At 71.2% G+C, this 22,434-nt stretch carries 21 protein-coding genes; 10 read left to right on the top strand and 11 right to left on the bottom strand.

Going from position 1 to position 22,434, the window contains the following annotated elements; genetic code table 11:
- Positions 1-156 precede the first annotated feature (156 nt).
- The gene (locus tag OO52_RS07715; RefSeq protein WP_030642318.1) at positions 157-1,428 is read left to right on the top strand and encodes an MFS transporter; all 1,272 of its coding nucleotides are present in this window, start codon (positions 157-159) and stop codon (positions 1,426-1,428) included.
- 28 nt (positions 1,429-1,456) lie between these two features.
- Here the strand turns inward: OO52_RS07715 and OO52_RS07710 are convergent, their stop codons facing one another.
- From OO52_RS07710 to OO52_RS07685, 6 genes are all read right to left on the bottom strand, one after another.
- Positions 1,457-2,557: a calcium:proton antiporter gene (locus tag OO52_RS07710; RefSeq protein ID WP_030642316.1), complete on the bottom strand. Its 1,101-nt coding sequence runs from the start codon at positions 2,555-2,557 to the stop codon at positions 1,457-1,459.
- Between the two features lie 275 nt (positions 2,558-2,832).
- Complete coding sequence (locus tag OO52_RS07705; protein WP_030642314.1) at positions 2,833-3,834, bottom strand: TerC family protein; 1,002 nt, start codon at positions 3,832-3,834, stop codon at positions 2,833-2,835.
- A gap of 228 nt (positions 3,835-4,062) precedes the next feature.
- Entirely contained in the window at positions 4,063-6,144 is a 2,082-nt protein-coding gene (locus OO52_RS07700) for a TerD family protein (protein ID WP_030642312.1), read from the bottom strand.
- A gap of 63 nt (positions 6,145-6,207) precedes the next feature.
- The gene (locus tag OO52_RS07695; protein ID WP_030642310.1) at positions 6,208-6,786 is read right to left on the bottom strand and encodes a TerD family protein; all 579 of its coding nucleotides are present in this window, start codon (positions 6,784-6,786) and stop codon (positions 6,208-6,210) included.
- 172 nt (positions 6,787-6,958) lie between these two features.
- A complete protein-coding gene (gene uvrB / locus OO52_RS07690; RefSeq protein WP_030642309.1) occupies positions 6,959-9,106 on the bottom strand; it encodes an excinuclease ABC subunit UvrB in 2,148 nt (715 codons plus the stop codon).
- 40 nt (positions 9,107-9,146) lie between these two features.
- On the bottom strand, positions 9,147-10,013 hold the full coding sequence (locus OO52_RS07685) for an MHYT domain-containing protein (RefSeq protein WP_030642307.1): 867 nt from the start codon (positions 10,011-10,013) through the stop codon (positions 9,147-9,149).
- Between the two features lie 278 nt (positions 10,014-10,291).
- Here OO52_RS07685 and OO52_RS07680 point away from each other — a divergent pair, with 278 nt between their 5' ends.
- Together OO52_RS07680 and OO52_RS07675 are read left to right on the top strand one after the other, a co-directional pair.
- Entirely contained in the window at positions 10,292-11,164 is an 873-nt protein-coding gene (locus tag OO52_RS07680; RefSeq protein WP_030642306.1) for a glycerophosphodiester phosphodiesterase, read from the top strand.
- 41 nt (positions 11,165-11,205) lie between these two features.
- On the top strand, positions 11,206-11,760 hold the full coding sequence (locus OO52_RS07675; RefSeq protein ID WP_030642305.1) for a methylated-DNA--[protein]-cysteine S-methyltransferase: 555 nt from the start codon (positions 11,206-11,208) through the stop codon (positions 11,758-11,760).
- Positions 11,761-11,776: 16 nt separating this feature from the next.
- On the opposite strand, the gene OO52_RS07670 is transcribed toward OO52_RS07675, so the two are convergent.
- Positions 11,777-12,208: a VOC family protein gene (locus tag OO52_RS07670; protein ID WP_030642304.1), complete on the bottom strand. Its 432-nt coding sequence runs from the start codon at positions 12,206-12,208 to the stop codon at positions 11,777-11,779.
- 99 nt (positions 12,209-12,307) lie between these two features.
- Here OO52_RS07670 and OO52_RS07665 point away from each other — a divergent pair, with 99 nt between their 5' ends.
- Entirely contained in the window at positions 12,308-13,216 is a 909-nt protein-coding gene (locus OO52_RS07665) for a pseudouridine-5'-phosphate glycosidase (RefSeq protein ID WP_030642302.1), read from the top strand.
- Positions 13,201-14,136: a carbohydrate kinase family protein gene (locus tag OO52_RS07660; protein WP_030642300.1), complete on the top strand. Its 936-nt coding sequence runs from the start codon at positions 13,201-13,203 to the stop codon at positions 14,134-14,136. Before OO52_RS07665 ends, OO52_RS07660 begins: the two co-directional genes overlap by 16 nt.
- Before the next feature lie 483 nt (positions 14,137-14,619).
- Here the strand turns inward: OO52_RS07660 and OO52_RS07655 are convergent, their stop codons facing one another.
- Complete coding sequence (locus OO52_RS07655; RefSeq protein ID WP_030642298.1) at positions 14,620-15,414, bottom strand: methyltransferase; 795 nt, start codon at positions 15,412-15,414, stop codon at positions 14,620-14,622.
- Between the two features lie 176 nt (positions 15,415-15,590).
- Between OO52_RS07655 and OO52_RS07650 the strand changes: the two genes are divergently transcribed.
- On the top strand, positions 15,591-16,718 hold the full coding sequence (locus OO52_RS07650; RefSeq protein WP_030642297.1) for a magnesium and cobalt transport protein CorA: 1,128 nt from the start codon (positions 15,591-15,593) through the stop codon (positions 16,716-16,718).
- Positions 16,719-16,806: 88 nt separating this feature from the next.
- Here OO52_RS07650 and OO52_RS07645 read toward each other — a convergent pair whose 3' ends face one another.
- The 3 genes from OO52_RS07645 to OO52_RS07635 all read right to left on the bottom strand — a co-directional run bounded on the left by OO52_RS07645 (position 16,807) and on the right by OO52_RS07635 (position 18,377).
- Positions 16,807-17,220, bottom strand: coding sequence for a PPOX class F420-dependent oxidoreductase (locus OO52_RS07645; protein WP_030642295.1), 414 nt, complete (start codon positions 17,218-17,220; stop codon positions 16,807-16,809).
- 83 nt (positions 17,221-17,303) lie between these two features.
- Complete coding sequence (locus tag OO52_RS07640; protein ID WP_030642294.1) at positions 17,304-17,936, bottom strand: uridine kinase; 633 nt, start codon at positions 17,934-17,936, stop codon at positions 17,304-17,306.
- A gap of 48 nt (positions 17,937-17,984) precedes the next feature.
- Positions 17,985-18,377, bottom strand: coding sequence for a winged helix-turn-helix transcriptional regulator (locus OO52_RS07635; RefSeq protein ID WP_030642292.1), 393 nt, complete (start codon positions 18,375-18,377; stop codon positions 17,985-17,987).
- Positions 18,378-18,475: 98 nt separating this feature from the next.
- Here OO52_RS07635 and OO52_RS07630 point away from each other — a divergent pair, with 98 nt between their 5' ends.
- From OO52_RS07630 to OO52_RS07610, 4 genes are all read left to right on the top strand, one after another.
- Entirely contained in the window at positions 18,476-19,168 is a 693-nt protein-coding gene (locus tag OO52_RS07630) for an NAD(P)-dependent oxidoreductase (protein WP_030642290.1), read from the top strand.
- A gap of 148 nt (positions 19,169-19,316) precedes the next feature.
- Positions 19,317-20,015, top strand: coding sequence for a DUF2293 domain-containing protein (locus tag OO52_RS07620; protein ID WP_196945481.1), 699 nt, complete (start codon positions 19,317-19,319; stop codon positions 20,013-20,015).
- A 251-nt stretch (positions 20,016-20,266) separates the two neighbouring features.
- Positions 20,267-20,746, top strand: a complete 480-nt coding sequence (locus tag OO52_RS07615; RefSeq protein ID WP_030642286.1) for a DUF1772 domain-containing protein — start codon at positions 20,267-20,269, stop codon at positions 20,744-20,746.
- Between the two features lie 154 nt (positions 20,747-20,900).
- The gene (locus OO52_RS07610) at positions 20,901-22,388 is read left to right on the top strand and encodes a glutamate synthase subunit beta (RefSeq protein WP_030642283.1); all 1,488 of its coding nucleotides are present in this window, start codon (positions 20,901-20,903) and stop codon (positions 22,386-22,388) included.
- The last annotated feature ends 46 nt before the right edge of the window (positions 22,389-22,434 follow it).

Here is a 22,434-nt window from a genome sequence, read left to right as displayed (position 1 = left end):
CTATCACGCCGGTCGGCGCCGACAACCGGCCCCGCACGCCGGTCGCCACCGCGTGCACCCAGGCCCCGTGATCACCTCCGCGCGCCCCCGTAACCCTTGATCACTGTGGGTAGTTGACGCGGCATGCACGATGTACGCGCCGTAAGCACCCCGTCCATGCCGCGGCTCGCCGCAGCCTCGCTCGCCGGGACAGCGATCGAGTTCTACGACTTCTTCGTCTACGGGACCGCGGCGGCTCTGGTCCTGGGGCCGCTGTTCTTCCCCACGTTCTCGCCGGTCGCCGGGACGCTCGCGGCCTTCGGGACGTTCGGGGTGGGGTTCGTGGCCCGGCCGCTGGGCTCGGTGATCTTCGGGCACCTCGGGGACCGGCGCGGCCGACGTCCGGTGCTCGTCGTCTCGCTGCTGCTCACCGGCGCCTCCACGGTCGCGGTCGGCTGTGTGCCGTCCTACGGGACCATCGGCGTGGCCGCGCCCGTACTGCTGCTCGTGCTGCGTTTCCTGCAGGGCCTGGGGCTCGGCGGTGAGTGGGGCGGGGCGGTGCTGTTGACGGCCGAACACGCTCCTGCCGGACGGCGTGCCCTGTGGTCGAGCTTCCCCCAGATCGGACCCGCGGTCGGCTTCGTCCTGGCGAACGGGGTGATGCTCGCGCTGTCGGCAGGGCTGTCCGACGCGGAGTTCGCCCGGTGGGGCTGGCGCGTACCATTCTGGGCGGCCGGCGCTCTCGCGCTGGCCGGTCTGTGGCTGCGCTCCTCCCTGAAGGAGAGCCCCCGATTCCTGGAGATCGACGACCACGCGCGCGTGCCGTTCGTGGAGGTCGTTCGGCACCACGGGCGGCTGGTGCTGCTGACGGCCGGAGCGCTGGCGGTCGGTTACGCGGTGTTCTACGCGGTGACGACCTGGTCGCTGGCGTACGCGACGGAACGGCTCGGCGTGAGCCGTACGGTCATGCTGATGTGCGTCATGGGCGCGGTGCTGGTGAAGGGCGCGCTCACGCCCGTAGTGGCGCTGCTCGGCGACCGGTACGGACGCCGGCCGCTGTGTCTGACGGGGTGCACGGCCTGCGTCCTGTGGATGCTCCCGATGGTCGCCCTCCTGGCGACCGGCGAACCGCTGCTGATGTTCCTCGCCATCCTGGGCGCCCTGCTGGCCTTCGTCACCATGTTCGCGGTGATCGCCGCGTACCTGCCGGAACTGTACGAGGCCCGGGTGCGCTGCACGGGCGCCGCCGTGGGCTACAACCTCGGCGGGGTCTTCGGCGGTGCCCTCACCCCGATCGTGGCCACGGCGCTCGCGGAGCAGGGCGGGCGGGTCCCCTGGGCCGTGGGGGCCTACCTGACGGGCATCGCGCTGATCAGCCTGGTCTGTTTCGCACTGCTGCCGGAGACGCGGCCGGTGCCCGTGCCGGCGGTCGAGCCGGTCACGGGCTGACCGGACGCGTCGGGGACTTCCCCGCCCGCTACGGGTTGATCGCCAGTTCCAGGTAGGCGGCGAACAGCACCAGGTGGACACCCCCTTGGAGCGGTGTGGCCCGGCCCGGCACCACGGTCAGAGAACTGACCACCACGGTCAGCGCGAGCAGCAGCATGTGGGTCGCCCCGAGACCGAGGACGAGCGGTCCGGACAGCCACACGGACGCGAGCGCCACGGCCGGGATGGTCAGGCCGATGCTGGCCATGGCGGAGCCGAGCGCGAGGTTGAGGCTGGTCTGCACCCGGTCGCGGCGAGCGGAGCGCAGCGCGGCGATGGTCTCGGGCAGCAGGACGAGCAGAGCGATGATCACACCGACGACGGCTTGATGCAGGCCCGCCGCCGCCACGCCCGACTCGATCGTTGGCGACACGCTCTTGGCCAGGCCGACCACACCGATCAGCGCCAGCCCGAGCAGGCCGAGGCTGGTCCAGGCGGTGCGCGCGGACGGGGGGCGGGCGTGGTCCTCGGCGGTGATGACCTCGCCCTGCCGGGTGATGGGCAGGAAGTAGTCGCGGTGGCGCACGGTCTGGGTGGCCACGAACAGCCCGTACAGGATCAGTGAGGACAGCGCGGCGAAGGTCAGCTGGATGGTGGAGAACTCTGGTCCGGGCTTGCTCGTGGTGAAGGTCGGCAGCACCAGGCTGAGCGTGGCCAGTGTCGCCACGGTCGCCAGCGCCGCTCCGGTGCCCTCGGGGTTGAAGACGGCCGTGCCGTGCCGCAGGGATGCGACGAGCAGGCAGATCCCGACGACGCCGTTGCACGTGATCATCACGGCGGCGAAGACGGTGTCCCGGGCCAGGGTGGCACTCTTGTCCCCGCCGTCGACCATAAGAGTGACGATCAAGGCCACCTCGATGATCGTGACGGCGATGGCGAGCACCAGGGAACCGAAGGGCTCGCCGACTCGATGGGCGACCACCTCGGCGTGGTGCACCGCCGCCAGGACGGCACCGGCGAGAACGAGGGTCACCAGGCCGACGACCGCGCCGGGGAGGGCCCGGCCCCAGGTGAGGACCAGCAGGACGATCGCGAGCACCGGCACGAGGATCGTCCATTGTCGGGTGAGCGACCGGAGCCGAGTGATCATGCGGCGATGGTCGCAGAGGCGTACAAGATTCGCATTCCGTTCTTTCCGGATACCTCTCATCCTTTCCGGTGCGGGACCCGGCGCCGGTGAGGCCGGGCCTCCGCGTCGCGACGAGTCGCCGCCGAGGGGTATGGGGGCCTCGCCGAAGGCTGATGGCCCCGTCGAAGCGTGATGGCCCCCGTCGAGGGCTCAGGCACCCCCGGCGAGGGCCAGTGCACCCGTGCCCCGTGCGGCTATGCGGCTATGCGGGAGCGCGGGCTTCCGCTGCGCCTTGGTCAGACATCGACGCTGCTCTTGCGAGCACCCTCGCCGTCGGCGTGCGCCTCCTCGACGGCCGCCTGCTTCCTGACGGCCAGGAGGCTGGTGACCGTGGTGACGGCCAGGACCGCGCAGATCACGCCGAGCGAGACCGGGATGCTGATCTCGGGCACGTGGACACCGGACTCGTGCAGGGCGTGCAGCACCAGCTTGACGCCGATGAAGCCGAGGATGATCGACAGCCCGTACGAGAGGTGGACCAGCTTCTTGAGCAGCCCGCCGATGAGGAAGTACAGCTGGCGCAGACCCATCAGGGCGAACGCGTTGGCGGTGAAGACGATGTACGGGTCCTGGGTCAGGCCGAAGATCGCGGGGATGGAGTCCAGGGCGAACAGCACGTCCGTGGTGCCGATGGCGAGCATCACGACCAGCATCGGGGTCATGACGCGCTTGCCGTTCTGCTGGATCCACAGCTTGGTGCCGTGGTACCGGTCGGCCACGCCGAACTTGCGCTCCGCGGCCTTCAGGAGCTTGTTCTCCTCGTACTCCTCGTCGGCCTCGTCCGTGCGGGCCTCCTGGATGAGCTTCCAGGCGGTCCAGATCAGGAAGGCGCCGAAGAGGTAGAACACCCAGGAGAAGCTGGCGAGGATCGCGGCGCCGGCGGCGATGAAGACGGCCCGCAGGACCAGGGCTATGAGGACGCCGACGAGCAGGACGCGCTGCTGGTACTGCGTGGGCACCGCGAACTTCGCCATGATCAGGACGAAGACGAAGAGGTTGTCGACGCTCAGCGACTTCTCGGTGATGAAGCCCGCGAAGAACTCACCGGCCGGCTGCCCGCCGCCGAAGACGAGGAGACCGAGACCGAAGAGGCCGGCCAGGGCGATCCAGACGGCTGTCCAGATGCCCGCTTCCTTGATCGACACCTCAGGCGGCTTGCGGCCGATGAAGAAGTCGACCGCGATCAGGGCGGCGAGACCCGCGATGGTGAGGACCCATAGGGTCATGGAGACTTCCACTGCACCTCCGGCATTACGTGACGGCAAACACATCAGCGTTGTCGCTGCCGGAGGTCTCTTCCACCCGAGATGGGCCGACGCCCCGGGACCGAACCGGTCCGTACTGACGGGTGCGCCGCAGTCAAGGAGTACTCCCCTCCGTACGGAAGACTGTACCCCAATCACCAAGTAAAGGTAAAGCGGTAAGTAAAAGAAGTGCCAAGTCCGCTGTTCAAACCGCCTTTACCATCACTTGGTACGGGCTGTGGCCACCTCGGATAGCACGTCGTCCACGATCCGGTCGGCGGCCGGGGCCAGTGAGGGTTCGTACGTCCAGGCGTGACCGACCCACGGATCGGCGAGGTGGTCGTCGGGCAGAGGGGTGAGTCGCAACAGCGAACGCCACAGCGGATCGAGCAAGGAGCCGTAGGCGGCGGCCTCCTCACGGTCGGCGACCAGCAGCAGGTGCACGCCGACGGCCGGGCCCTCGTCGGCGAGATAACGGAGCCGGGTCACCGACCGGTCGTCGAACCCGTGCGGGAAGTCGTTGACGATCAGGAGCTGCTGGGCGGAGTCCACATCGGCGGGCAGCGACTCGGCCGCGCCGCCGCGCACCGCCATCTGCACCAGGTCGACCCGCCGGGTGAGCCTCTCCAGCGTCTGCGAGACCCCCGCCGCCCCGGTCGCGGGCGGCGCCGTGAGGACCCCGGCCTGCGTCAGCGGCAGCAGCGCGTGGGTCCCGGCACCGGCAGGGTCGACGACCTGCACGGCGAACTCCCCAGCCGGGTGCACGGCGAGCAGGCGCGCGGCGAGGGCGACGGCCACGGACATGGCCAGGTGCCGCAGCTCGGCGGAGTCCGGCAGATGAGCGTCGCCGGCCGCCGACGGACCGCTGTCGATCCACAAACCCCTCTCCAGCGGCAGCCGGACCAGCAGCGGGATGCGCAAGGGCGCGCTTTCCGGCAGGTGAAGATCACCGAGCCGCAGCGCCATCGGCGGCTCGTCGGGGACGCGGTAGGCGCGCCAGACGGGGCTGTCCCAGCGGGCGTAGGCGGGCGGGAGCGCGGGCTCGACCACCTCGGCCTCGGCGATCAGCTGGGCGAGGTCGCGATCGAAGGCAGCCCGTGCTTGGTCGGCCAGCTGGGCCCGGCGAGCGTGGGCCGCCTCGCGAGCGGCATCGCCCGCCGCGCCGAGCCGCGCGCAGGGGTCGGCGAGGGCCTGGTCCAGTTCCTTCTCCAGGCGGGAGTCGGCGAAGTCGATGGCGCTACGGTAGGCGGTCGTGGTGCGGGCGAGGTCCTCGAACATGCCCCATACCTGGTTGTACAGCCGTTCCTCCATCGACCACCCCACGGCGTCTCCGGCAACGGGCCGAGCGGGCTGGACGTCGGCGACCGAGGGGGCAGGGGGCTGAGGCGGAAAGCCGCGGGTGCGGCGCGGGTGCGTGTAGTCGACCGGGCCGTCGGGCCGGCGGGGATCGGGGCCGCCATCCTCGTCAGGGCTCTGCGGGTCGTACGAAGGCGGCGGCGGCTCCCCCGGCCCGGAAGCGGACGACTGGGAAGCGGCGGCGGGTGGAGAGGCCGACGCGGGCTGGGAAGCGGCAGGGGGCCGAGAAGCCGACGCGGGCTGGGCAGCGGCGGTGGACTGAGAAGCCCAGGCCGGCTGGGAAGCTGCGGCGGGCTGAGAGGCGGACGCCGCTTGATGGGTGGGTGAAGCCTGCGGTGCGGAAGCGGGGGTGGTCTGCGGGCCGCGATCGGCCGACGGTACGGCTGTCGCACCGGGCGGGCTCTGGGCCGCAGCCTCCTGAATGGCCGCCGCGAGGTCGTCAGCGTCGCGCAGCCCCTGGTCGGCGAGGAGGGCGGGGAGGCCGCTCGCGTAGCCCTGACCCATCGCGCGCACTTTCCAGACGCCCTGTCTGCGGTACAGCTCCAAGGCGAGCACGGCCGTCTCGGTGTCCAGGCCGGTGAGGGTGTAACAGGCCAGCTCGGTGCCGTCGAGGCCGCTCACCGTGGTGTGCGGGGCCGGGACGGCGCCGAAGCCGAGCGGGCCTGCCGTGCCGGTGGGCAGGGCGAGGAACACGTCGACGCGGTGCACGGCCTCGGGCAGGGCGGCCAGGTCGACGGTCAGGCGGTGCTCGGCGGCCGCCCGCAGTGGTGCCTCGACGCCGGGCAGGGCAGGGGCGCCGGGGTGGGCCACCCACTGGCGACCGTGCACCGTGCCGTGCTCGTCGCCCAGCGTGGCTCCGGCGAGGACCGGCACTCCGGCCGAAATCCGGATCTCCAGCCTGGCTTGGGACAGCGGGTGGTTCTGCCCCCGCACCAGCTCGGCCCCCATCGCCGTCGCCCCCCTGTGTCGTTCGGTCGTGCGAGCCGCGCCGGGTGAGCGGGCGGTCCGGTGCTAGAGGTGCGGAAGGATCGCCGGCATCAGGTCCTGGAAGGTACGGCCCCTGGCCGGGGCGCCGATGGCCGTCATCGTCCAGCTGGTGCCTGCCCGGTGCACCTTGGCCATGATCTGGGCGGTGTACTCGCCCCCGCCGGCCAGCGTGTAGCGAGCCAGTTCCTGGCCGTTGGTCTCGTCCACGAGCCGGCAGAAGGCGTTCTGCACCTCCTGGAAGGTCTGGCCGGTGAAGGAGTTGACCGTGAAGACGATCTGGTCGATGTGGACCGGGACGCGCTGCAGGTCCACCAGGATGGCCTCGTCGTCCCCGCCCTGGCCGGCGCCGCCGACGAGGTTGTCGCCGGTGTGGCGCACGGAACCGTCGTCGCTGACCAGGTGGCGGAAGAAGACGACGTCCTTGGGTTCCGCACCGGCGAACAGGACCGCCGAAGCGTCCAGGTCGATCTCGCGGGTGCGGGAGCCGAACAGGCCGCGCCGCTTGGCCGCCTGCCAGCCGAGGCCCATGCGGACCGCCGTCAGGGTGGCCCCGTCCTTCTTCTCCAGGCTGATGGCCTGACCCTTGGACAAGTTGACGGACACGGCTGAATCCCCTCTCGACGGTCCCCTGTTGCCGCGCCGAGCCGTTGCTGCGCACCGCGCGGTTGTTCAGAACCCTACGCAGAGCCACGGACAGTGCCGACCCCCGGCCCGCGCTTTGTGTCGGGGTTGCAACACTTCGCTTTCGGGCCGAGAGCCGGTACCGGGCGGAGACTCAGGCGAGGCCTGCCTCCCGCATCTGGCGCAGCTCCTTCTTCATCTCGGAGACCTCATCGCGCAGCCGGGCCGCGATCTCGAACTGCAGTTCCGCGGCGGCGGCACGCATGCGCTCGGTCATCTCCTCGATCTGCTCCGCGAGTTCGGCCGCGGGACGGTCGGTGGGCACCGTCTTGCCCTTGGCCGTCTTCGCGGCCTTTCCGGCCTTCGCTCCCTTGGCCGCCTTGTCGCCGAGCGACGGAACGGGGGCCTTCGCTCCCTTGCCGTCCTTCGTCTTGCGGTACCCGGAGCCGAGGAGCTGTTCCGTGTCGACCTCTTCGCGAGCGATCTGGGCGACGATGTCGTTGATCTTCTTACGCAGCGGCTGCGGGTCGATGCCGTTGGCCTTGTTGTAGGCGATCTGCTTCTCCCGGCGACGGTTGGTCTCCTCGATGGCCTTCTCCATCGCCGGGGTGATCTTGTCGGCGTACATGTGGACCTGGCCGGAGACGTTGCGCGCCGCGCGGCCGATGGTCTGGATCAGCGAGGTGCCCGAGCGCAGGAAGCCCTCCTTGTCGGCGTCCAGGATCGCCACCAGGGACACCTCGGGCAGGTCGAGTCCCTCACGGAGCAGGTTGATGCCGACCAGGACGTCGTACTCACCGGAGCGCAGTTCGCGCAGCAGCTCGACGCGGCGCAGGGTGTCGACGTCGCTGTGCAGGTAGCGCACCTGGATGCCGAGTTCCAGGAAGTAGTCGGTGAGGTCCTCGGCCATCTTCTTGGTCAGCGTGGTGACGAGGACCCTCTCGTCCTTCTCGGTGCGCTTGCGGATCTCGTGCACCAGGTCGTCGATCTGGCCCTCGGTGGGCTTGACCACGACCTCCGGGTCGACCAGGCCGGTCGGGCGGATGATCTGCTCGACGAAGCCGTCCGAGCGCGACAGCTCGTAGGTGCCCGGGGTGGCCGACAGGTAGACGGTCTGCCCGATGCGTTCCTGGAACTCCTCCCACTTCAGCGGGCGGTTGTCCAGGGCGGAGGGCAGGCGGAAGCCGTGGTCCACGAGGGTCCGCTTGCGGGAGGCGTCGCCCTCGTACATCGCGCCGATCTGCGGAACGGTGACGTGCGACTCGTCGATGACGAGCAGGAAGTCGTCCGGGAAGTAGTCCAGCAGCGTGTTGGGCGGGGAGCCCGGCGAGCGGCCGTCGAAGTGCATCGAGTAGTTCTCCACGCCGGAGCAGGTGCCGATCTGGCGGAGCATCTCGATGTCGTACGTGGTGCGCATCCGCAGGCGCTGGGCCTCCAGCAGTTTGCCCTGCTTCTCCAGCTCGGCCAGGCGCTCCCCCAGCTCCTTCTCGATGTCGTTGACGGCCCGCTCCATGCGCTCGGGGCCGGCGACGTAGTGGGAGGCGGGGAAGACGTAGAGCTGCTGGTCGTCGCTGATGATCTCGCCGGTGAGCGGGTGCAGCGTGGACAGCGCCTCGATCTCGTCGCCGAACATCTCGATGCGGACGGCCAGCTCCTCGTAGACCGGGAAGATCTCGATGGTGTCGCCGCGGACCCGGAAGGTGCCGCGGCTGAAGGCCATGTCGTTGCGCGTGTACTGGATGTCGACGAAGCGGCGCAGCAGCTCGTCCCGGTCGATCTCGTCGCCGACCCTGAGGGGGACCATGCGGTCCACGTACTCCTGTGGAGTACCGAGGCCGTAGATGCAGGACACCGAGGCGACGACGACGACGTCGCGGCGGGTGAGCAGCGAGTTGGTCGCGGAGTGGCGCAGGCGCTCGACCTCCTCGTTGATCGAGGAGTCCTTCTCGATGTAGGTGTCCGACTGCGGGACGTAGGCCTCGGGCTGGTAGTAGTCGTAGTACGAGACGAAGTACTCGACGGCGTTGTTCGGCAGCAGCTCGCGGAACTCGTTGGCCAGCTGGGCGGCCAGCGTCTTGTTCGGCGCCATCACGAGGGTGGGGCGCTGGAGCTTCTCGATCATCCACGCGGTGGTGGCGGACTTGCCGGTGCCGGTCGCGCCCAGGAGGACGACGTCCTTCTCACCGGCCTCGATGCGCTTGGCCAGCTCGGCGATGGCCGCAGGCTGGTCGCCGCTGGGCTGGTAGGGGCTGACGACCTCGAAGGGCGCCACCGTGCGTTCGATGTGGGAAACGGGCCGCATGACATCAACCGTACGACCCCGCACTGACAACGGGTTCCGATCAGCGGTTCTGCGGGGTGCGGGAGGCGTGGTGCTGGGGCCGGCGTCCGTCGAGAACGGCGGGGCGGCGTTCGGCGTGGGAGGCGACGGCGGCGGCCGGGACGCCCGGTTTCTGCTCGACGGGCCGCCAGTCGGGGCGCCCCATGACCATCAGCGGGTCGAAGATCACGACGACGCCCGCGAGGAGCAGGAAGGCGAGCGGGCCGATCAGCATCGGCGCCAGCACCGACGCGGCGGGCGCGCCCCCGGCGGTGTGGGGGGCGCCGTCGAGGTGGACGCTCAGGGCGGCCATGCCGGTGTAGTGCATGCCGCTGACGGCGAGCCCCATGACCAGGCTCGCGCCGACGCTCCACAGGAAGCCCCTCACCTGTCCGGCGGCCCACAGGGCGGCGGTGGCGGCCACGACCGCTATGACGACGGAGGCGGCGACGGTGAACGTGTTGTAGGTGAACCGTCCGTGGAAGTGGACGCCCGCCATGCCCAGGTAGTGCATCGAGGCGACGCCCAGACCGGTGATCGTGCCGCCCGTGAAGAGGGCGGTGCCGGTGGCGCCCCGGTAGCCGACGATGAAGATCCCGACGCCGACCATGACGATGGCGAGGCCGAGGCTCGCATAGGTGATCGGCTGGTCGTAGTGGAGCGGCGTCTCCTTAATGCTGAAGCCCATCATGGCGACGAAGTGCATGGTCCAGATGCCGGAGCCGATCGCCGCCGAGCCGAGGGCCAGCCAGGCGGGCCGTCGTGCGTGCGTGACCAGCAGGGAGCGTGTGGTGCAGCGCAGGCCGAGGGCGCCGCCGAGGCACGCCATCAGGTAGGCCACCAACGGGGTGACGGCCCCGTAGCTGAATCCGTCGACCGTGCCTTGCATCCGCGGCTGCCCTTCCCGCCTTCTTGTGTCCCGGAAAGCCTGAATATGCCCCCGTCCCAGGACCGCACGGGCGGTCAGGGTCGTCGCAGAGAGTATGACCCCCACTGGAATGGTCGAACGATTTTCCGGCAAAGAAACACGGCCTTGCCGCAGTTGTGGGGCACTGGTGAGCGGACTTGGACATCTCCATTCAATGTGTGGCCGTCGTGCGCCGGATGCCGTTGACTCTGTGCTGTCAGTCTGTTGCTGTCGGTATCCGCTCGAAGCGAGGAGTACGCATGCACGCGCGCGTAGTCGCCGCCCCGGTCGCCGCGGCCCTGGGGACGGTGACCGCCTTGCTGAGCCCCACGTCCGATGCCCGGGCAGGCGAGCACAGTGTGCCCACGGTGATCGCCCACCGGGGCGCCTCGACCTACGCACCCGAGAACACGCTGGCCGCCATCGACAAGGCCGCCGAGCTGGGCTTCTCCTGGGTCGAGAACGACGTCCAGCGCACCAAGGACGGTGAGCTGGTCGTCCTGCACGACGACACCCTGCAGCGCACCACGAACGTCGAGGAGGTCTTCCCCGGCCGGGCGCCGTGGAAGGTGCGGGACTTCACCGCCGCCGAGATCGCCCGGCTGGACGCGGGAAGCTGGTTCTCCCCCGTCTACGCGGGCGCGCGCGTGCCGACGCTGAAGGAGTACATGCGCCGGATCGAGCGCAACCACGAGAAACTCCTCCTGGAGATCAAGAATCCGGAGCTGTACCCGGGCATCGAACAGCAGACGCTGAAGCTGCTCGGCAACGAGGGCTGGCTGGACCGCGGCCACCTGGGGCGGCTGATCGTGCAGAGCTTCAGCGCCGACAGCGTGCGGACCGTGCACGAGCTGAAGCCGGCGGTCGTCACCGGCTACCTCGGTACGCCCACCGTGGCGGAGCTGCACCGGTTCGCGCGCTTCACGGATCTGATCAATCCCTCGTACAGGTCCCTCTCCCGGTGGTACGTCGCCTCCGTGCACGCCTCGGACGGACCGCACGGCCGGCCGCTGGAACTCTTCGCCTGGACGGTGGACGACGCGGCCGACGCCCGCGAGGTCGCCGGCTACGGGGTCGACGGGATCATCACCAACCAGCCCGACGTGGTACGCGCGGCGCTGGGTTCGGACTGAGCCGGGCGGGCGTTGTCAGTGGCGGGTCGTACGGTAGGCGGATGGACAGCCATGGGCAGGATGAGCAGCGGGTCGTGTGGGCGGTCGTCGGCACGGACATCTGCCCGCTGATGCTGGCGGCGACCCGTGACGGCCTGGTCAACGTCGTCTTCCACGCCTCGGACGCGGTGCGCGACCGGGCGGTGGAGCGGCTGGCCGCACGGCTGGGTGGCGAGCCCGTGGAGGATCCGGACTCGCCGCTGCTGACCGAGGCGATACGCCAACTGCGTGCGTACTTCGCGGGCGAGCGGCACGATTTCGACCTGCCGCTGGACTGGTCGCTGATCTCCGGTTTCAACCGGCAGGTCCTGCGCGAGCTGGCCTCCGGCGTGCCGTACGGCACGGTGGTGGGCTACGGCGACCTGGCGGGCCGGGTCGGCCAGCCCGGCGGGGCGCAGGCGGTCGGTGTCGCCATGGGCGCCAATCCGCTGCCGGTGGTCGTGCCGTGCCACCGGGTGGTGGAGAGCGGCGGCGGCCTCGGCGGTTTCGGGGGCGGGCTGGAGACCAAGCGGAAGCTGCTCGCCCTGGAGGGTGTACTGCCGGAGCCGCTGTTCTGACCGGCCCGGGGCGCGGCTAGTCGTCGTAGTGCCGGGCCTCGAAGATGTTGCCGTCCGGGTCGCGGAAGTAGAAGCTGCGCGTTGCGTTGCCGCGGGCACCGGACAAGCCGTAGTCGATGCCCGACATGGGGACGCCGTGTGCCTCCAGGCGGGCGCGCAGGGTGTCGAAGGCCTCGGCCGGCAGCGACAGGCAGACGTGGTTGACGGGGTGTCCCGCGCTGTCGGCGGAGCCGGGCAGCATCCTCATCTGTTCGGCGAAGCTGTGCGGGGCGAGGTCGAGGATGGTGTGCTCGTTGACGCGTACGGAGGGGAAGGCCACCTCGCCCTCCGCGAACTCGGCGACCCTGACCGGCTCCAGGCCGACGGCCGTCTCGTAGAAGGCGGCCGCGGCGACCGGGTCGGCCACCCACAGGACGACGTGGTCGAGGCGCGTGGTGTTGTTCCTCATGTGCACCAGGCTGGTGGCCTCCCCGACGGGTCACAAGCGTTTATCCGTGGCCGGCGCCCGCCAGAGACTAGGAAGGACCGACGGACAGGAGGCGGGCACGTGGTGCTGGTGGTGTCGGAAGAAGTCCGGGAGGCGATCGACGCGCGGCGGCCGGTGGTGGCTCTGGAGTCCACGATCATCGCGCACGGCCTGCCTCGCCCGCGCAACCTGCAGGTGGCGCGGGAGCTGGAGGAAGCGGTTCGGCGGGAGGGTGCCGTTCCGGCGACCATCGCCGTGCTCGACGGGCAGCCCCGGGTCGGCCTGGACAAGGACCAGCTGGAGCGGGTCGCGAACGAGGACGGCATCCGCAAGCTGGGCCATCGTGACCTGCCGCTCGCCGTGGCGGCGGGGGCCAGCGGGGCGACCACCGTGTCGGCGACGGCGCAGCTGGCCTCCCTCGCGGGGGTGCGGGTGTTCGCCACCGGCGGCTTGGGCGGGGTGCACCGGGAGTGGACAGTGACCCAGGACGAGTCGGCCGACCTGGGGCTGCTGGCGCGGACCCGGATCACCGTGGTGTGCGCGGGCGTGAAGTCGATCCTCGACGTACCGGCGACACTGCAGCGGCTGGAAACACTGGGCGTGGCCGTCGCCGGGTACCGCACGGACCGGTTCCCCGGCTTCTATCTGTCGGACTCGGGGCATCCGGTCGACTGGACGCTGGACACCCCGGAGCAGGTCGCCGCCGTCATGCGCGCCCAGGACGCGCTGGACGCGCCCGAGTCCGCGCTGATCGTCGCCCACCCCGTCCCGGAAGCGGAACAGCTCGATCCCGAGCTGCACGCGCGTGTGCTCTCCGACGCGCTGCGCGCCTGCGCGGAGCAGGGTGTCACCGGGCAGGCGGTGACCCCGTTCCTGCTGGACTACCTGGTCCGGCACACGGACGGTACCTCACTGAGCGCCAACCTGGCGGCGGTGCGCGGCAACGTACGGCTCGCGGCGCGGATCGCCTCGGCATGGGCCAGGGGGTGACCGCCGGCCGGACCGGAGCGCTGCTGGTCGTCGGCGACGTGGTCACGGATGTGATCGCCCGGCATCGGGGGCCGCTCGCGGCCGGCACCGACACGGCCGCCGTGATCCGGAGGCTGCCGGGCGGCGCGGGCGCCAATGTGGCCTGCTGGGCGGCCCACGCGGGTTGCGCGGACGTACGGCTGCTGGGGCGGGTGGGCGCGGACGCCGCCGCGTGGCACGAGCGCGAGCTGGTCGCGGCCGGGGTGCGGCCCCGGCTCGTGGTGGACCGGGAGGCGGCGACCGGGACCGTGATCTGCCTGGTCGACCCGGGCGCGGCGGCCGAACGGACCTTCCTGACGGACAGCGGGGCGTCCCTGCGGCTCGGCCCCGCCGACTGGTCCGACGCGTTGCTCGACGGGGTGGTCCGGCTGCATCTGTCGGGCTATCTCCTGTTCACGGAGTCGAGCCGGGCGCTCGCCGGGACGGCGCTCGCGGCGGCACGCGCGCGTGGTGTGCCGGTCAGCCTGGACCCGGCCTCCGCCGGCTTCCTGGCCGAGCTGGGGGTGGACCGCTTCCTCGCGTTCGCCGAGGGGCTGGACGTGCTGCTGCCCAGCCGGGACGAGGCATGTCTGCTGACCGGGCTGCCGGATCCGGCGGACGCGGCGGCGAAGCTGAGCCGGCTCGTGCCGCTGGTGGTGGCCAAGGCGGGCGCGGACGGGGCGCTCGTGGCCCGTTCCGGCGCCGTGCCGGCCCGGGTTCCGGCCGTTTCGGCGGAGCCCCGGGACACCACGGGCGCGGGTGACGCCTTCACCGGCGCGTTCCTCGCCGCCCTGCTCGCGGGCGCGACCCCGGAGGAAGCGGCGGCACGGGGGTGCCGGGCAGGCGCGGAGGCGGTGGGACGGGTGGGTGGCAGGCCACCGCGTCCGGGCGACGGGGGTTAAGCGGCCGGGGACCGTTGGGCGCTACTGCCGGATCGGTCGGGGGCCTGTTAAAGGTGGCTCTGTCATGCCCCTACCAAGGTCCGGGGCCTCGAACGGTGGCTCAGTCATGTCCCCTGCCGGGCGTCTGGGTGCCGCGAACAGTGGCCCACTCACGCCCTCAGCCGGGCACGTCGGGCCCTGCCGACGGTGCTCCAGCAGACCCGTGGAGCCTACGCCCCCTGAAACGGTCCAGCAGATCCTTGGAGCCTACGCCCCCTGAAACGGTCCAGCAGGCCCTTGGAACCTAGGACCCCTGAACCGGTCCGACAGACCCATGGGGCCTACGACCACTCCAAACCGCCCGGCAGCCCCACGGAGCCACCGACCCTGGAAACGATCCGACAGCCCCGTCCAGCCACCGCCCCCCTGACACGATCCGACAGCCCAGTGGAACCTCCGCCCCCTGAAACGATCTGGCGCCGTGGCGTACCCCGCTGCCACCGACTACCCCTTGCGCCCCCACGCCGAGATCATCGGCGCGGTGGCCAGGTCCATCGTGCCGGTCTCCACATTGGCCAGGTGCTGGTCGATCTCCGCGTCGGTGGCCAGACCCGCGGCGACGAGCCGCTCACGGATCTGACGGACGGTCGCGGCCTCCAGGGCGGTGCAGGCGGGCGAGGCCACGGGGAAGTACGCGTCGGCCTCCACGCCGTGCAGTCCGGCCTCGCGGAGCAGCCGCGGGAGTTTGCGGCCGTAGGACAGGTCGGCGCCGCGGTCGGCGAGCAGCTTGCGGAAGCCTTGGCGCAGCCGGTTCGCGAGCCGCTGCTCGGGACCGTACTCGTCGGGGCAGGTCAGGGGCTGGAGGGCGGGGTCGGCGTCCTCGATCAGCAGTCGTCCGCCGGGCCGCAGGGCCTTGATCATGTTCCGCAACGCCCGTTCCCGGTCGGGTACATGCACGAGGACGAGCCGGGCGTGGACCAGGTCGAAGCCCTCCCCCGGCGGCTCCTCGGCGCCCACGTCGTGGACGCGGACCTCCACCGGCGGGCGGACAGCGGCGGTGAGCCGGGAGGTGTCGATGTCGGTGGCGACGACCCGACCGGTCGGGCCCGCCTTCTCGGCGAGCCACGACACGACGGAGGGCCCGCCGGCCCCTACTTCCCAGCAGCGCCAGCCTGGGCCGACGCCGAGGCCTTCGAGGTGCCGGAAGGTCGTGGGGTCGAAGAGGGCGGTAAAGGCGTCGAAGCGTTCACCCGCCTCGTTCTGCCGGTTGTCCAGGAGGTATCCGTCGGAGCGCGCCATGCTCCGATCATCCCAGTCAGCCGGCCCGTCCGGCTCGGTCGTCCCTTCATCCACAGGCGGGAACAAAGCGGAACTCCCTGTTCCCACAGGCTTGCCCGCGCTTTGCCCGGGGCTGGCAGACTTGCCGGGCAAGGCGCGAAGGCGTCGCACGAGGAGATCCACACGAGGAGATCCAGATGTCCATGGCAGGGAATCTGCGGAAGGTCACGGGGCTGGGCAGGGTCGGCGGCCTGCGCAAGGTGGCGCGGTTGGCCCGGCGCCGGCCGCGCGTGGACCTGAGCCATCCCGCCAGGTCGCCGCTGGGCTCCTCGGTGGTGAACTGCGTGACGTATCAGGACGGCGTGCGCGTGCCCGGGTGCGCCGACCTGGTGGATGCCGTACGGCTGGTGCGCAAGACCGGCGAGGGCTTCGTCTGGCTCGGGCTGCACGAGCCGACGGAGCGTGAGTTCACCGGAATCGCCGAGTTGTTCGACCTCCATCCGCTGGCGGTGGAGGACGCGGTCGAGGCACACCAGCGGCCGAAACTGGAGCACTACGGGAACACGCTCTTCGCGGTGTTCAAGACCGTCTGTTATGTGGAGCACGAGCAGCTCACGGCGACCAGCGAGGTGGTGGACACCGGCGAGATCATGGTGTTCGTCGGCGAGGACTTCGTGATCACGGTGCGGCACGGCCGGCACGGTTCACTGGGCCCGCTGCGCGAGGAGTTGGAGGCGGACCCGCACCAGCTGGCCAAGGGGCCGGCGGCGGTGCTGCACGCGATCGCCGACCACGTGGTCGACGACTATCTCAGCGTCACGGACGCGGTGCAGGCCGACATCGACCAGGTCGAGACGGACGTGTTCTCGGAGAACGGCGCGCGTCTGGACGCGGGCCGCATCTACCAGATGAAGCGTGAACTGCTTGAGCTGAAGCGGGCGGTGGTGCCACTGGGCCGCCCCGTGGAGGACCTGGCGACCCGGCCCATACGGGTCGTCGCCCCGGAGATACAGACCTACTTCCGGGATGTGCTCGACCACTTGATCCGGGCCAAGGAACAGATCGCCGCGTTCGACGAGCTGCTCAACTCCATCCTGCAGGCGCATCTCGCACAGGTGACGGTGGCGCAGAACGAGGACATGCGGAAGATCACGGCATGGGCCGCGGTGATCGCCGTGCCGACGATGGTGTGCGGGGTGTACGGCATGAACTTCGAGCACATGCCGGAGCTGCACTGGCGGTTCGGCTACCCGCTGATCATGGCCGTGACGGCGGGGGCGTGTCTGGCGGTGTACCGGGGCTTCCGGCGCAACGGCTGGCTCTGAGCGGCGGCGCTGCGGGGACCTCGGTCGGGGACCGGGCTGTGAGGTACCGGGTCTGTGAGGGTCACGCAGGGGCGGCGGCTGCGGCCGGTCAGGGCGAGAAGGAAACGACCTTACGAGGGACGATCCTGACGATCACGCGGGTCTCGTCCTCCTTCTCGGCCGGCGGATCGATGCCGAGGTACTTGTGTGACAGCTCGCGCGGGAGCCGCTTGCCCTCGTCCGGCAGGATCTCGGCGACACCCCGGATCTCGGCCGAGTGATAGGGATTCGCCAGGTCGAAGACGGAGAGGCTGATACGCGGGTCGCGGCGGAGGTTGCGCACCTTCTGGCGGCGGTCGACGGACGAGAAGAGCACGCTGTCGCTCTCGCGCTTGATCCAGACCACGGAGTTCTGCGGGGCGCCGTCCGGACCGAGGGTGGCGACGCTGGCGAAGTTCTTGCCGTCCAGCAGAGCGCGGAGGGAGTCGTCGAAGGTGACAGGAGTGCCCGGTGAGGTCGTCATGACAGCACTCTAGTTACATGCACGCGCATACAAAAGGGGTTTTGGGCGGCTCACCGGCCGACTCCCCGGGCGGCATTTGCGGATCAGCCGCTCCAGGCGGGGTGGCGCGGGTCGTCGGCACGCACCAGGACGTCCGCCGTGCCGGCCGGGTCGGTCTCGGCCTCGTAGCGCTCGAAGGCGGGGAGGGTCCAGTGGTCGGCCGCGGGCGTACGGCGGCGGAGGGCGCCCGGGGAGAGGAGGAGGTGCACGGTCAGATCGAAGGGGAACCAGTGGCGCAGCAGGAGGGGGCCGTGGAGCAACAGGATGCCGGCGGGCGGGAGTTGGACGTAGGGGCTGCGGGTGGCCCGGTCCGTGGCCGGATCCCACAGGTCGGGCAGGATCCGCCCGCTGCCTCCGGGATCGAGCGGCCCGAAGACCTCCCGCCACAGGGCGCTCGTGTCGAACCATCCGTTGTAGTACGACTCCGCGTCCCGCCGCCCGTGCTCCAGGCGGAGCGAGGCGGGGCGCAGGAAGCCTTCGGTGCCGATCACGAGCGAGGGCCGGCCGCGCACCCGCAGCGCCTCGCCGACCAGGGCGGCGAGGTCTCCGGGACGGGCGGCCGGGGCCCCGTCGAAGCCGACGCGCTGCCAGGCCGCGCCGTCGGCCGGCTCCGCACCGGCCAGCCGGTCCGCGAGCCGCTCGGCCATCCGCTCCCAAGTGATCGCTTCCAGTCGCACAGGCCCAATGATGCCGGGCGGCGGGCAAGAGCGGCGCGGGTGCCGGCGTCAGGCGGGGTGTCCGGCCGCGCGGCGGGCCGCGAGCAGGGCGGGAAGGTGGGTTTCGCTCCAGGCGCGGGCGGCGTCGAGAAGGGGGATCAGGGTGCGACCGAGGGGGGTGAGGGCGTACTCGACACGGGGCGGATTCTCGTCGTACGCGGTACGGGTCACCAGGCCGTCGCACTCCATGGCGCGCAGGGTCTCGCTGAGGACCTTGGGTGTGACGGCCTGGAGCGGGACCCGCAGTTCACCGAAACGGCGTGGCCCGTCCTGGAGACAGCGGATCACCATGCCGGACCACTTGTCGCCGACCCGGAAGGGCATGGCGGACGACGGGCAGAGGGGGTGGAACATGTCGGGATCGAGAGGCACCGAACGGTCGTGGTCCGTCACGTCGGTCATCCGTCGAGGGTAGCGCCGATTCCGTTGCGGTAACCGGGGGTCCGGTCCCTAACGTCCTGGTCCGTCGCGGGCGTCCGCGCGGGAACTTGGAGGTTGGGATGAGCGGGATCGTGGTCTTCGGTGCCGGGGGCAGGGCCGGGCGGGCGGTGACGGCCGAGGCACGTGCGCGTGGGTACGCGGTGACGGCCGTGGTGCGGGATCCGGCGGGATACCCGGATCTCGAAGCGGAGGGTGTCACGGTCGTACGGGGCGATGTCACCGATCCCCGATCGGTCACCGGGACCGCTGCCGGGCATACCGGGGCCGTGCACGCCGTCTCGCCGTTCAGCGGGCCGGAGCAGGGCTTCGACACGCTCGACCCCGAGTTCTTCGTGAAGGCGGCGGACGCGCTGCTCGACGGACTCGCTGTGGCCGGCGTCGGCCGGCTCGTCGCGGTGGGTCTGGGGGCGAACCTGCTCGGCGCGGAGGGGCGGCCGGTGATGGACGACCCCGTCGCTTTCCCGCCGGAGCTCCGGCCGTTCGCGCTGGCGCACACGGCCGGCCTGCACCGGCTGCGGGAGCGCGGGGACGGACCCGTCGACTGGGTGATGCTGACGCCCGCCGGGCACCTGGAGCACGGCGGTACCCGGACGGGGCGGTACCGCATCGGCGGGGAGCGGCTGCCCGGCGACGGTCCTGAGCCGTGGCTGTCGTACGCGGATCTCGCGGTGGCGGTGGTCGACGAGATCGAGGAACCGGTGCGGCACCGTACGCGGGTGTCGGTGTTCAACTTCCGGGGGGAGGAGGGGTAGTTCCAGCGGGCGGAAGGAGAGGGAGGAAGGCGTACGGGGGAAGTGCGGGAGGTGACCCTGGAGGAGGTACGGAGGAGGGAACTGGCGGACGGGGAAGCGGCGTGGGCGGGTGTGGGAGGCCTGGGCGGTCGCGGGGAAAGAACCGCGTATGGCGCTTCCCGCAACTCCCCACTCCCCCGGTCGGCTTGTGGTCATCCAGTCGCTGAAGCGCAAGCGGTGTGCCGGTTGCCGGCGGGGTCCGCTGTCGCTGCTGGTACTGGAGGACGGGGCACCGCGCTGCCTGGACTGCGCCGACCTCGGCCATCTGGTGTTCCTGCCACGCGGCGACACGGCCCTGACCCGCAGGTCACGGGAGGAGAGCACGCTGTCAGTGGTGGTCGTGCGGTTCAACCGGCGCAAGAGCCGCTACGAACGCCAGGGCGTGCTCGTGGAGGAGGCCGCGCTGGCACGGGCCGAGGCCCGCTGCCTGGCGGACGCGGAGGCCCGGCGTCGGCGGCGGGCGCGGGACGCCCGGCGCCGGGCGGCGGAGGACGAACGGTTCGCGGCGGCGTTCGCGGCCGAGATCCTTCGGCTGTTCCCCGGTTGCCCGGCCGAGCGGGCCCGCGCCATCGCGGCCCACGCGTCGGTGCGGGGCAGTGGGCGGGTGGGGCGCAGCGCGGCCGGGCGGGCGCTGACCGAGGGCGCGGTGATCTCGGCGGTCGTGGCGGGCGTACGACATGTGGACACGGCGTACGACCAGCTCCTGATGAGCGGGGTGCCGCGGTACGAGGCGCGGCGCCGGATCGCGGGGACCGTGGAAAACGTGCTGCGCGCGTGGCAGGGGGGTGGGGAGGAGGACGTCGGCTGAGGAATGCAAAGGGGGTGAATGGGGAGGGCGTGAATGCGGAGGGGGCGGCCGATGGGGCGTGCGTGAGCGAGGGCTCGCCCGGGGTATGCGCCACCGCGGGCCTCGGCTGTGGGCGGGCACCGCTTGCCCGCGCTGGCCGGGTGCCTCCCCCAGAGGGGGTGCCCCTTCCCGTGGGCACGGGTGCTGTGGCGCGTGAAAGGTGACGTCGGTGCCGGGCGGCGGTCCGGATGGGACGGAATGGGGGCGTGGGGATGATCGGCGGGCCGTTCTTCGTGCTGGTCGTGATGGGCATTCTCGGGACCGGGCTGGTGGCCGGTGTCTTCTGCGGGTTCTCGACCTTCGTGATGCGAGGGCTCGCGGCGCTGCCGCCCGCGCAGGGCGTGGCGGCGATGAACGCGATCAACGTCGCGGCGGTACGGCCGGCCTTCATGACCGTGTTCGCCGGGTCGGCGGCGTTGAGCGCGCTGATCGCGGTGGTGACGTTCGTGGTGTGGCCGGACGAGGGGAAGGTGGAGCTGCTGCTGGGCAGCGCGCTGTACCTGGTCGGCGCGTTCGGGCTGACGATCGTCGCGAACGTGCCCCGCAACGACCGGCTGGCCCGGCTCACCCCGGGGGCGCCGGAGGCGGCCGTGTACTGGCCCGAGTACGTGCGCGAGTGGACGTTCTGGAACCACGTCCGGACCGTCGCCTCCGCCGCGGCTGCCTTGGTCTACATAGTGGCCCTCGCCTGAGCCGCCCCCGGTGGCGCGACCCGGGGAGAAAGCGCTGTCCGCCACTCTGCGCGGGCGTCGGCGGAGACGTATCGTGGCCGGAAGAGTGCCGCCCGATGACGCACGGCCCTTCGTACACCCGGTGCCTCCGGTGCCCGTACGCGAGGAAGACGCCATGGCCGATCCCAAGGGGTTCATGACCACGCCGCGCCAGGAGTGGCCGCGGCGGCCCGTCGAGCAGCGGGTGCGGGACTGGGACGAGGTGTACGTCCCGGGCGCGCTGCTCCCCATCATCAGCAAGCAGGCCGACCGCTGCATGGACTGTGGCGTCCCGTTCTGCCACCAGGCCTGCCCGCTGGGCAATCTCATCCCCGACTGGAACGACCTGGTCGCGCGGGAGGACTGGCGGTCGGCGAGCGACCGGCTGCACGCCACGAACAACTTCCCGGAGTTCACCGGGCGGCTGTGTCCGGCGCCGTGCGAGGCGGGGTGCGTGCTGGCGATCAACCAGCCGGCCGTCACCATCAAGAACGTCGAGTGCGCGATCGCCGACCGGGCGTGGGAGGAGGGTTTCACCCCGCCCCGGCCGCCGGAGCGGCTGTCCGGGAAGACGGTCGCCGTCATCGGCTCCGGGCCCACCGGGCTGGCCGCGGCACAGCAGCTGACCCGGGCGGGGCACACGGTCGCGGTGTACGAGAAGGACGACCGGATCGGCGGGCTGATGCGGTACGGCATCCCCGCGTTCAAGATGGAGAAGCGGCATCTGGAGCGGCGGATCGAGCAGATGCGGGCCGAGGGGACGAAGTTCCGTACGTCGACGGCGGTCGGCCGGGACGTACCGGCGGCCGAGCTGCGGTCCCGGTACGACGCGGTGGTGATCGCCACGGGTGCGACGGCTTGGCGGGAACTTCCGGTGCCGGGCCGTGCGTTGAACGGGATACACCAGGCGATGGTGTATCTGCCGCTGGCCAATCGGGTGTGTGAGGGGGATCTGGAGGTATCGCCGCTGTCGGCCGCCGGCAAGCACGTCGTGATCGTCGGCGGTGGGGACACCGGGGCGGACTGTCTGGGCACCGCGGTGCGCGAGGGGGCCGCGTCCGTGACCCAGCTGGACATCTACGCACAGCCGGGTTCCGAACGCGACGAGGACGCCGAGCCGTGGCCGACGTACCCGAAGGTCTACCGGCTGTCGGCCGCGCACGAGGAGGCGCGGGACCTGCGTACGGCACCGGCGGCGGACGCGGACGCGCGGCTGTTCGCGGCGTCCACGCTCCGCTTCACGGGAGACGAGAGGGGGAATGTACGGTCACTGCATCTGGTGGAGGTCGACGAGCAGCGGCTTCCGGTGCCGGGCACCGATCGGTCGCTCCCCGCCGACCTGGTGCTGCTCGCCCTCGGGTTCTCCGGCCCGGACCAGAAGGACGGTCTGATCGAGCAGCTCGGGCTGGCGTTGCAGCCGCGCGGCACGATCGCCAGGGACGCCGGTTTCGCGACCAACGCGCCAGGGGTGTTCGCCGCGGGAGACGCGGCGCGCGGGCAGTCGCTCATCGTGTGGGCGATAGCGGAGGGCCGGGCGGTCGCGGCGGCCGTGGACCACTATCTGACGGGGAGTTCCCGGCTCCCGGCCCCGATCCGGCCCACGGACCGGCCGATGGTGGTCTGATCCCGTTGGACTGATACCCCGTCAGGGACTGGGCCGGGGCGGGCAC

The organism is Streptomyces flaveolus, assembly GCF_000716535.1.
Classification (GTDB): Bacteria; Actinomycetota; Actinomycetes; order Streptomycetales; family Streptomycetaceae; genus Streptomyces; species Streptomyces flaveolus_A.
The sequence above is the reverse complement of the archived record's forward strand: the minus strand, read 5'-3'. Positions and strand labels throughout refer to the sequence as shown.

Coding starts and splice junctions, on each gene's coding strand:
- OO52_RS07645 (WP_030642295.1), bottom strand. CDS start 17,220: ATGACGACCTCACCGGGCACTCCTGTCACCTTCGACGACTCCCTCCGC.
- OO52_RS07660 (WP_030642300.1), top strand. CDS start 13,201: ATGGGCCAGGGGGTGACCGCCGGCCGGACCGGAGCGCTGCTGGTCGTC.
- OO52_RS07670 (WP_030642304.1), bottom strand. CDS start 12,208: ATGAGGAACAACACCACGCGCCTCGACCACGTCGTCCTGTGGGTGGCC.
- OO52_RS07615 (WP_030642286.1), top strand. CDS start 20,267: ATGATCGGCGGGCCGTTCTTCGTGCTGGTCGTGATGGGCATTCTCGGG.
- OO52_RS07620 (WP_196945481.1), top strand. CDS start 19,317: ATGGCGCTTCCCGCAACTCCCCACTCCCCCGGTCGGCTTGTGGTCATC.
- OO52_RS07700 (WP_030642312.1), bottom strand. CDS start 6,144: ATGGGGGCCGAGCTGGTGCGGGGGCAGAACCACCCGCTGTCCCAAGCC.
- OO52_RS07635 (WP_030642292.1), bottom strand. CDS start 18,377: ATGACCGACGTGACGGACCACGACCGTTCGGTGCCTCTCGATCCCGAC.
- OO52_RS07685 (WP_030642307.1), bottom strand. CDS start 10,013: ATGCAAGGCACGGTCGACGGATTCAGCTACGGGGCCGTCACCCCGTTG.
- OO52_RS07675 (WP_030642305.1), top strand. CDS start 11,206: ATGGACAGCCATGGGCAGGATGAGCAGCGGGTCGTGTGGGCGGTCGTC.
- OO52_RS07650 (WP_030642297.1), top strand. CDS start 15,591: ATGTCCATGGCAGGGAATCTGCGGAAGGTCACGGGGCTGGGCAGGGTC.
- OO52_RS07680 (WP_030642306.1), top strand. CDS start 10,292: ATGCACGCGCGCGTAGTCGCCGCCCCGGTCGCCGCGGCCCTGGGGACG.
- OO52_RS07655 (WP_030642298.1), bottom strand. CDS start 15,414: ATGGCGCGCTCCGACGGATACCTCCTGGACAACCGGCAGAACGAGGCG.
- uvrB (WP_030642309.1), bottom strand. CDS start 9,106: ATGCGGCCCGTTTCCCACATCGAACGCACGGTGGCGCCCTTCGAGGTC.
- OO52_RS07715 (WP_030642318.1), top strand. CDS start 157: ATGCCGCGGCTCGCCGCAGCCTCGCTCGCCGGGACAGCGATCGAGTTC.
- OO52_RS07610 (WP_030642283.1), top strand. CDS start 20,901: ATGGCCGATCCCAAGGGGTTCATGACCACGCCGCGCCAGGAGTGGCCG.
- OO52_RS07710 (WP_030642316.1), bottom strand. CDS start 2,557: ATGATCACTCGGCTCCGGTCGCTCACCCGACAATGGACGATCCTCGTG.
- OO52_RS07630 (WP_030642290.1), top strand. CDS start 18,476: ATGAGCGGGATCGTGGTCTTCGGTGCCGGGGGCAGGGCCGGGCGGGCG.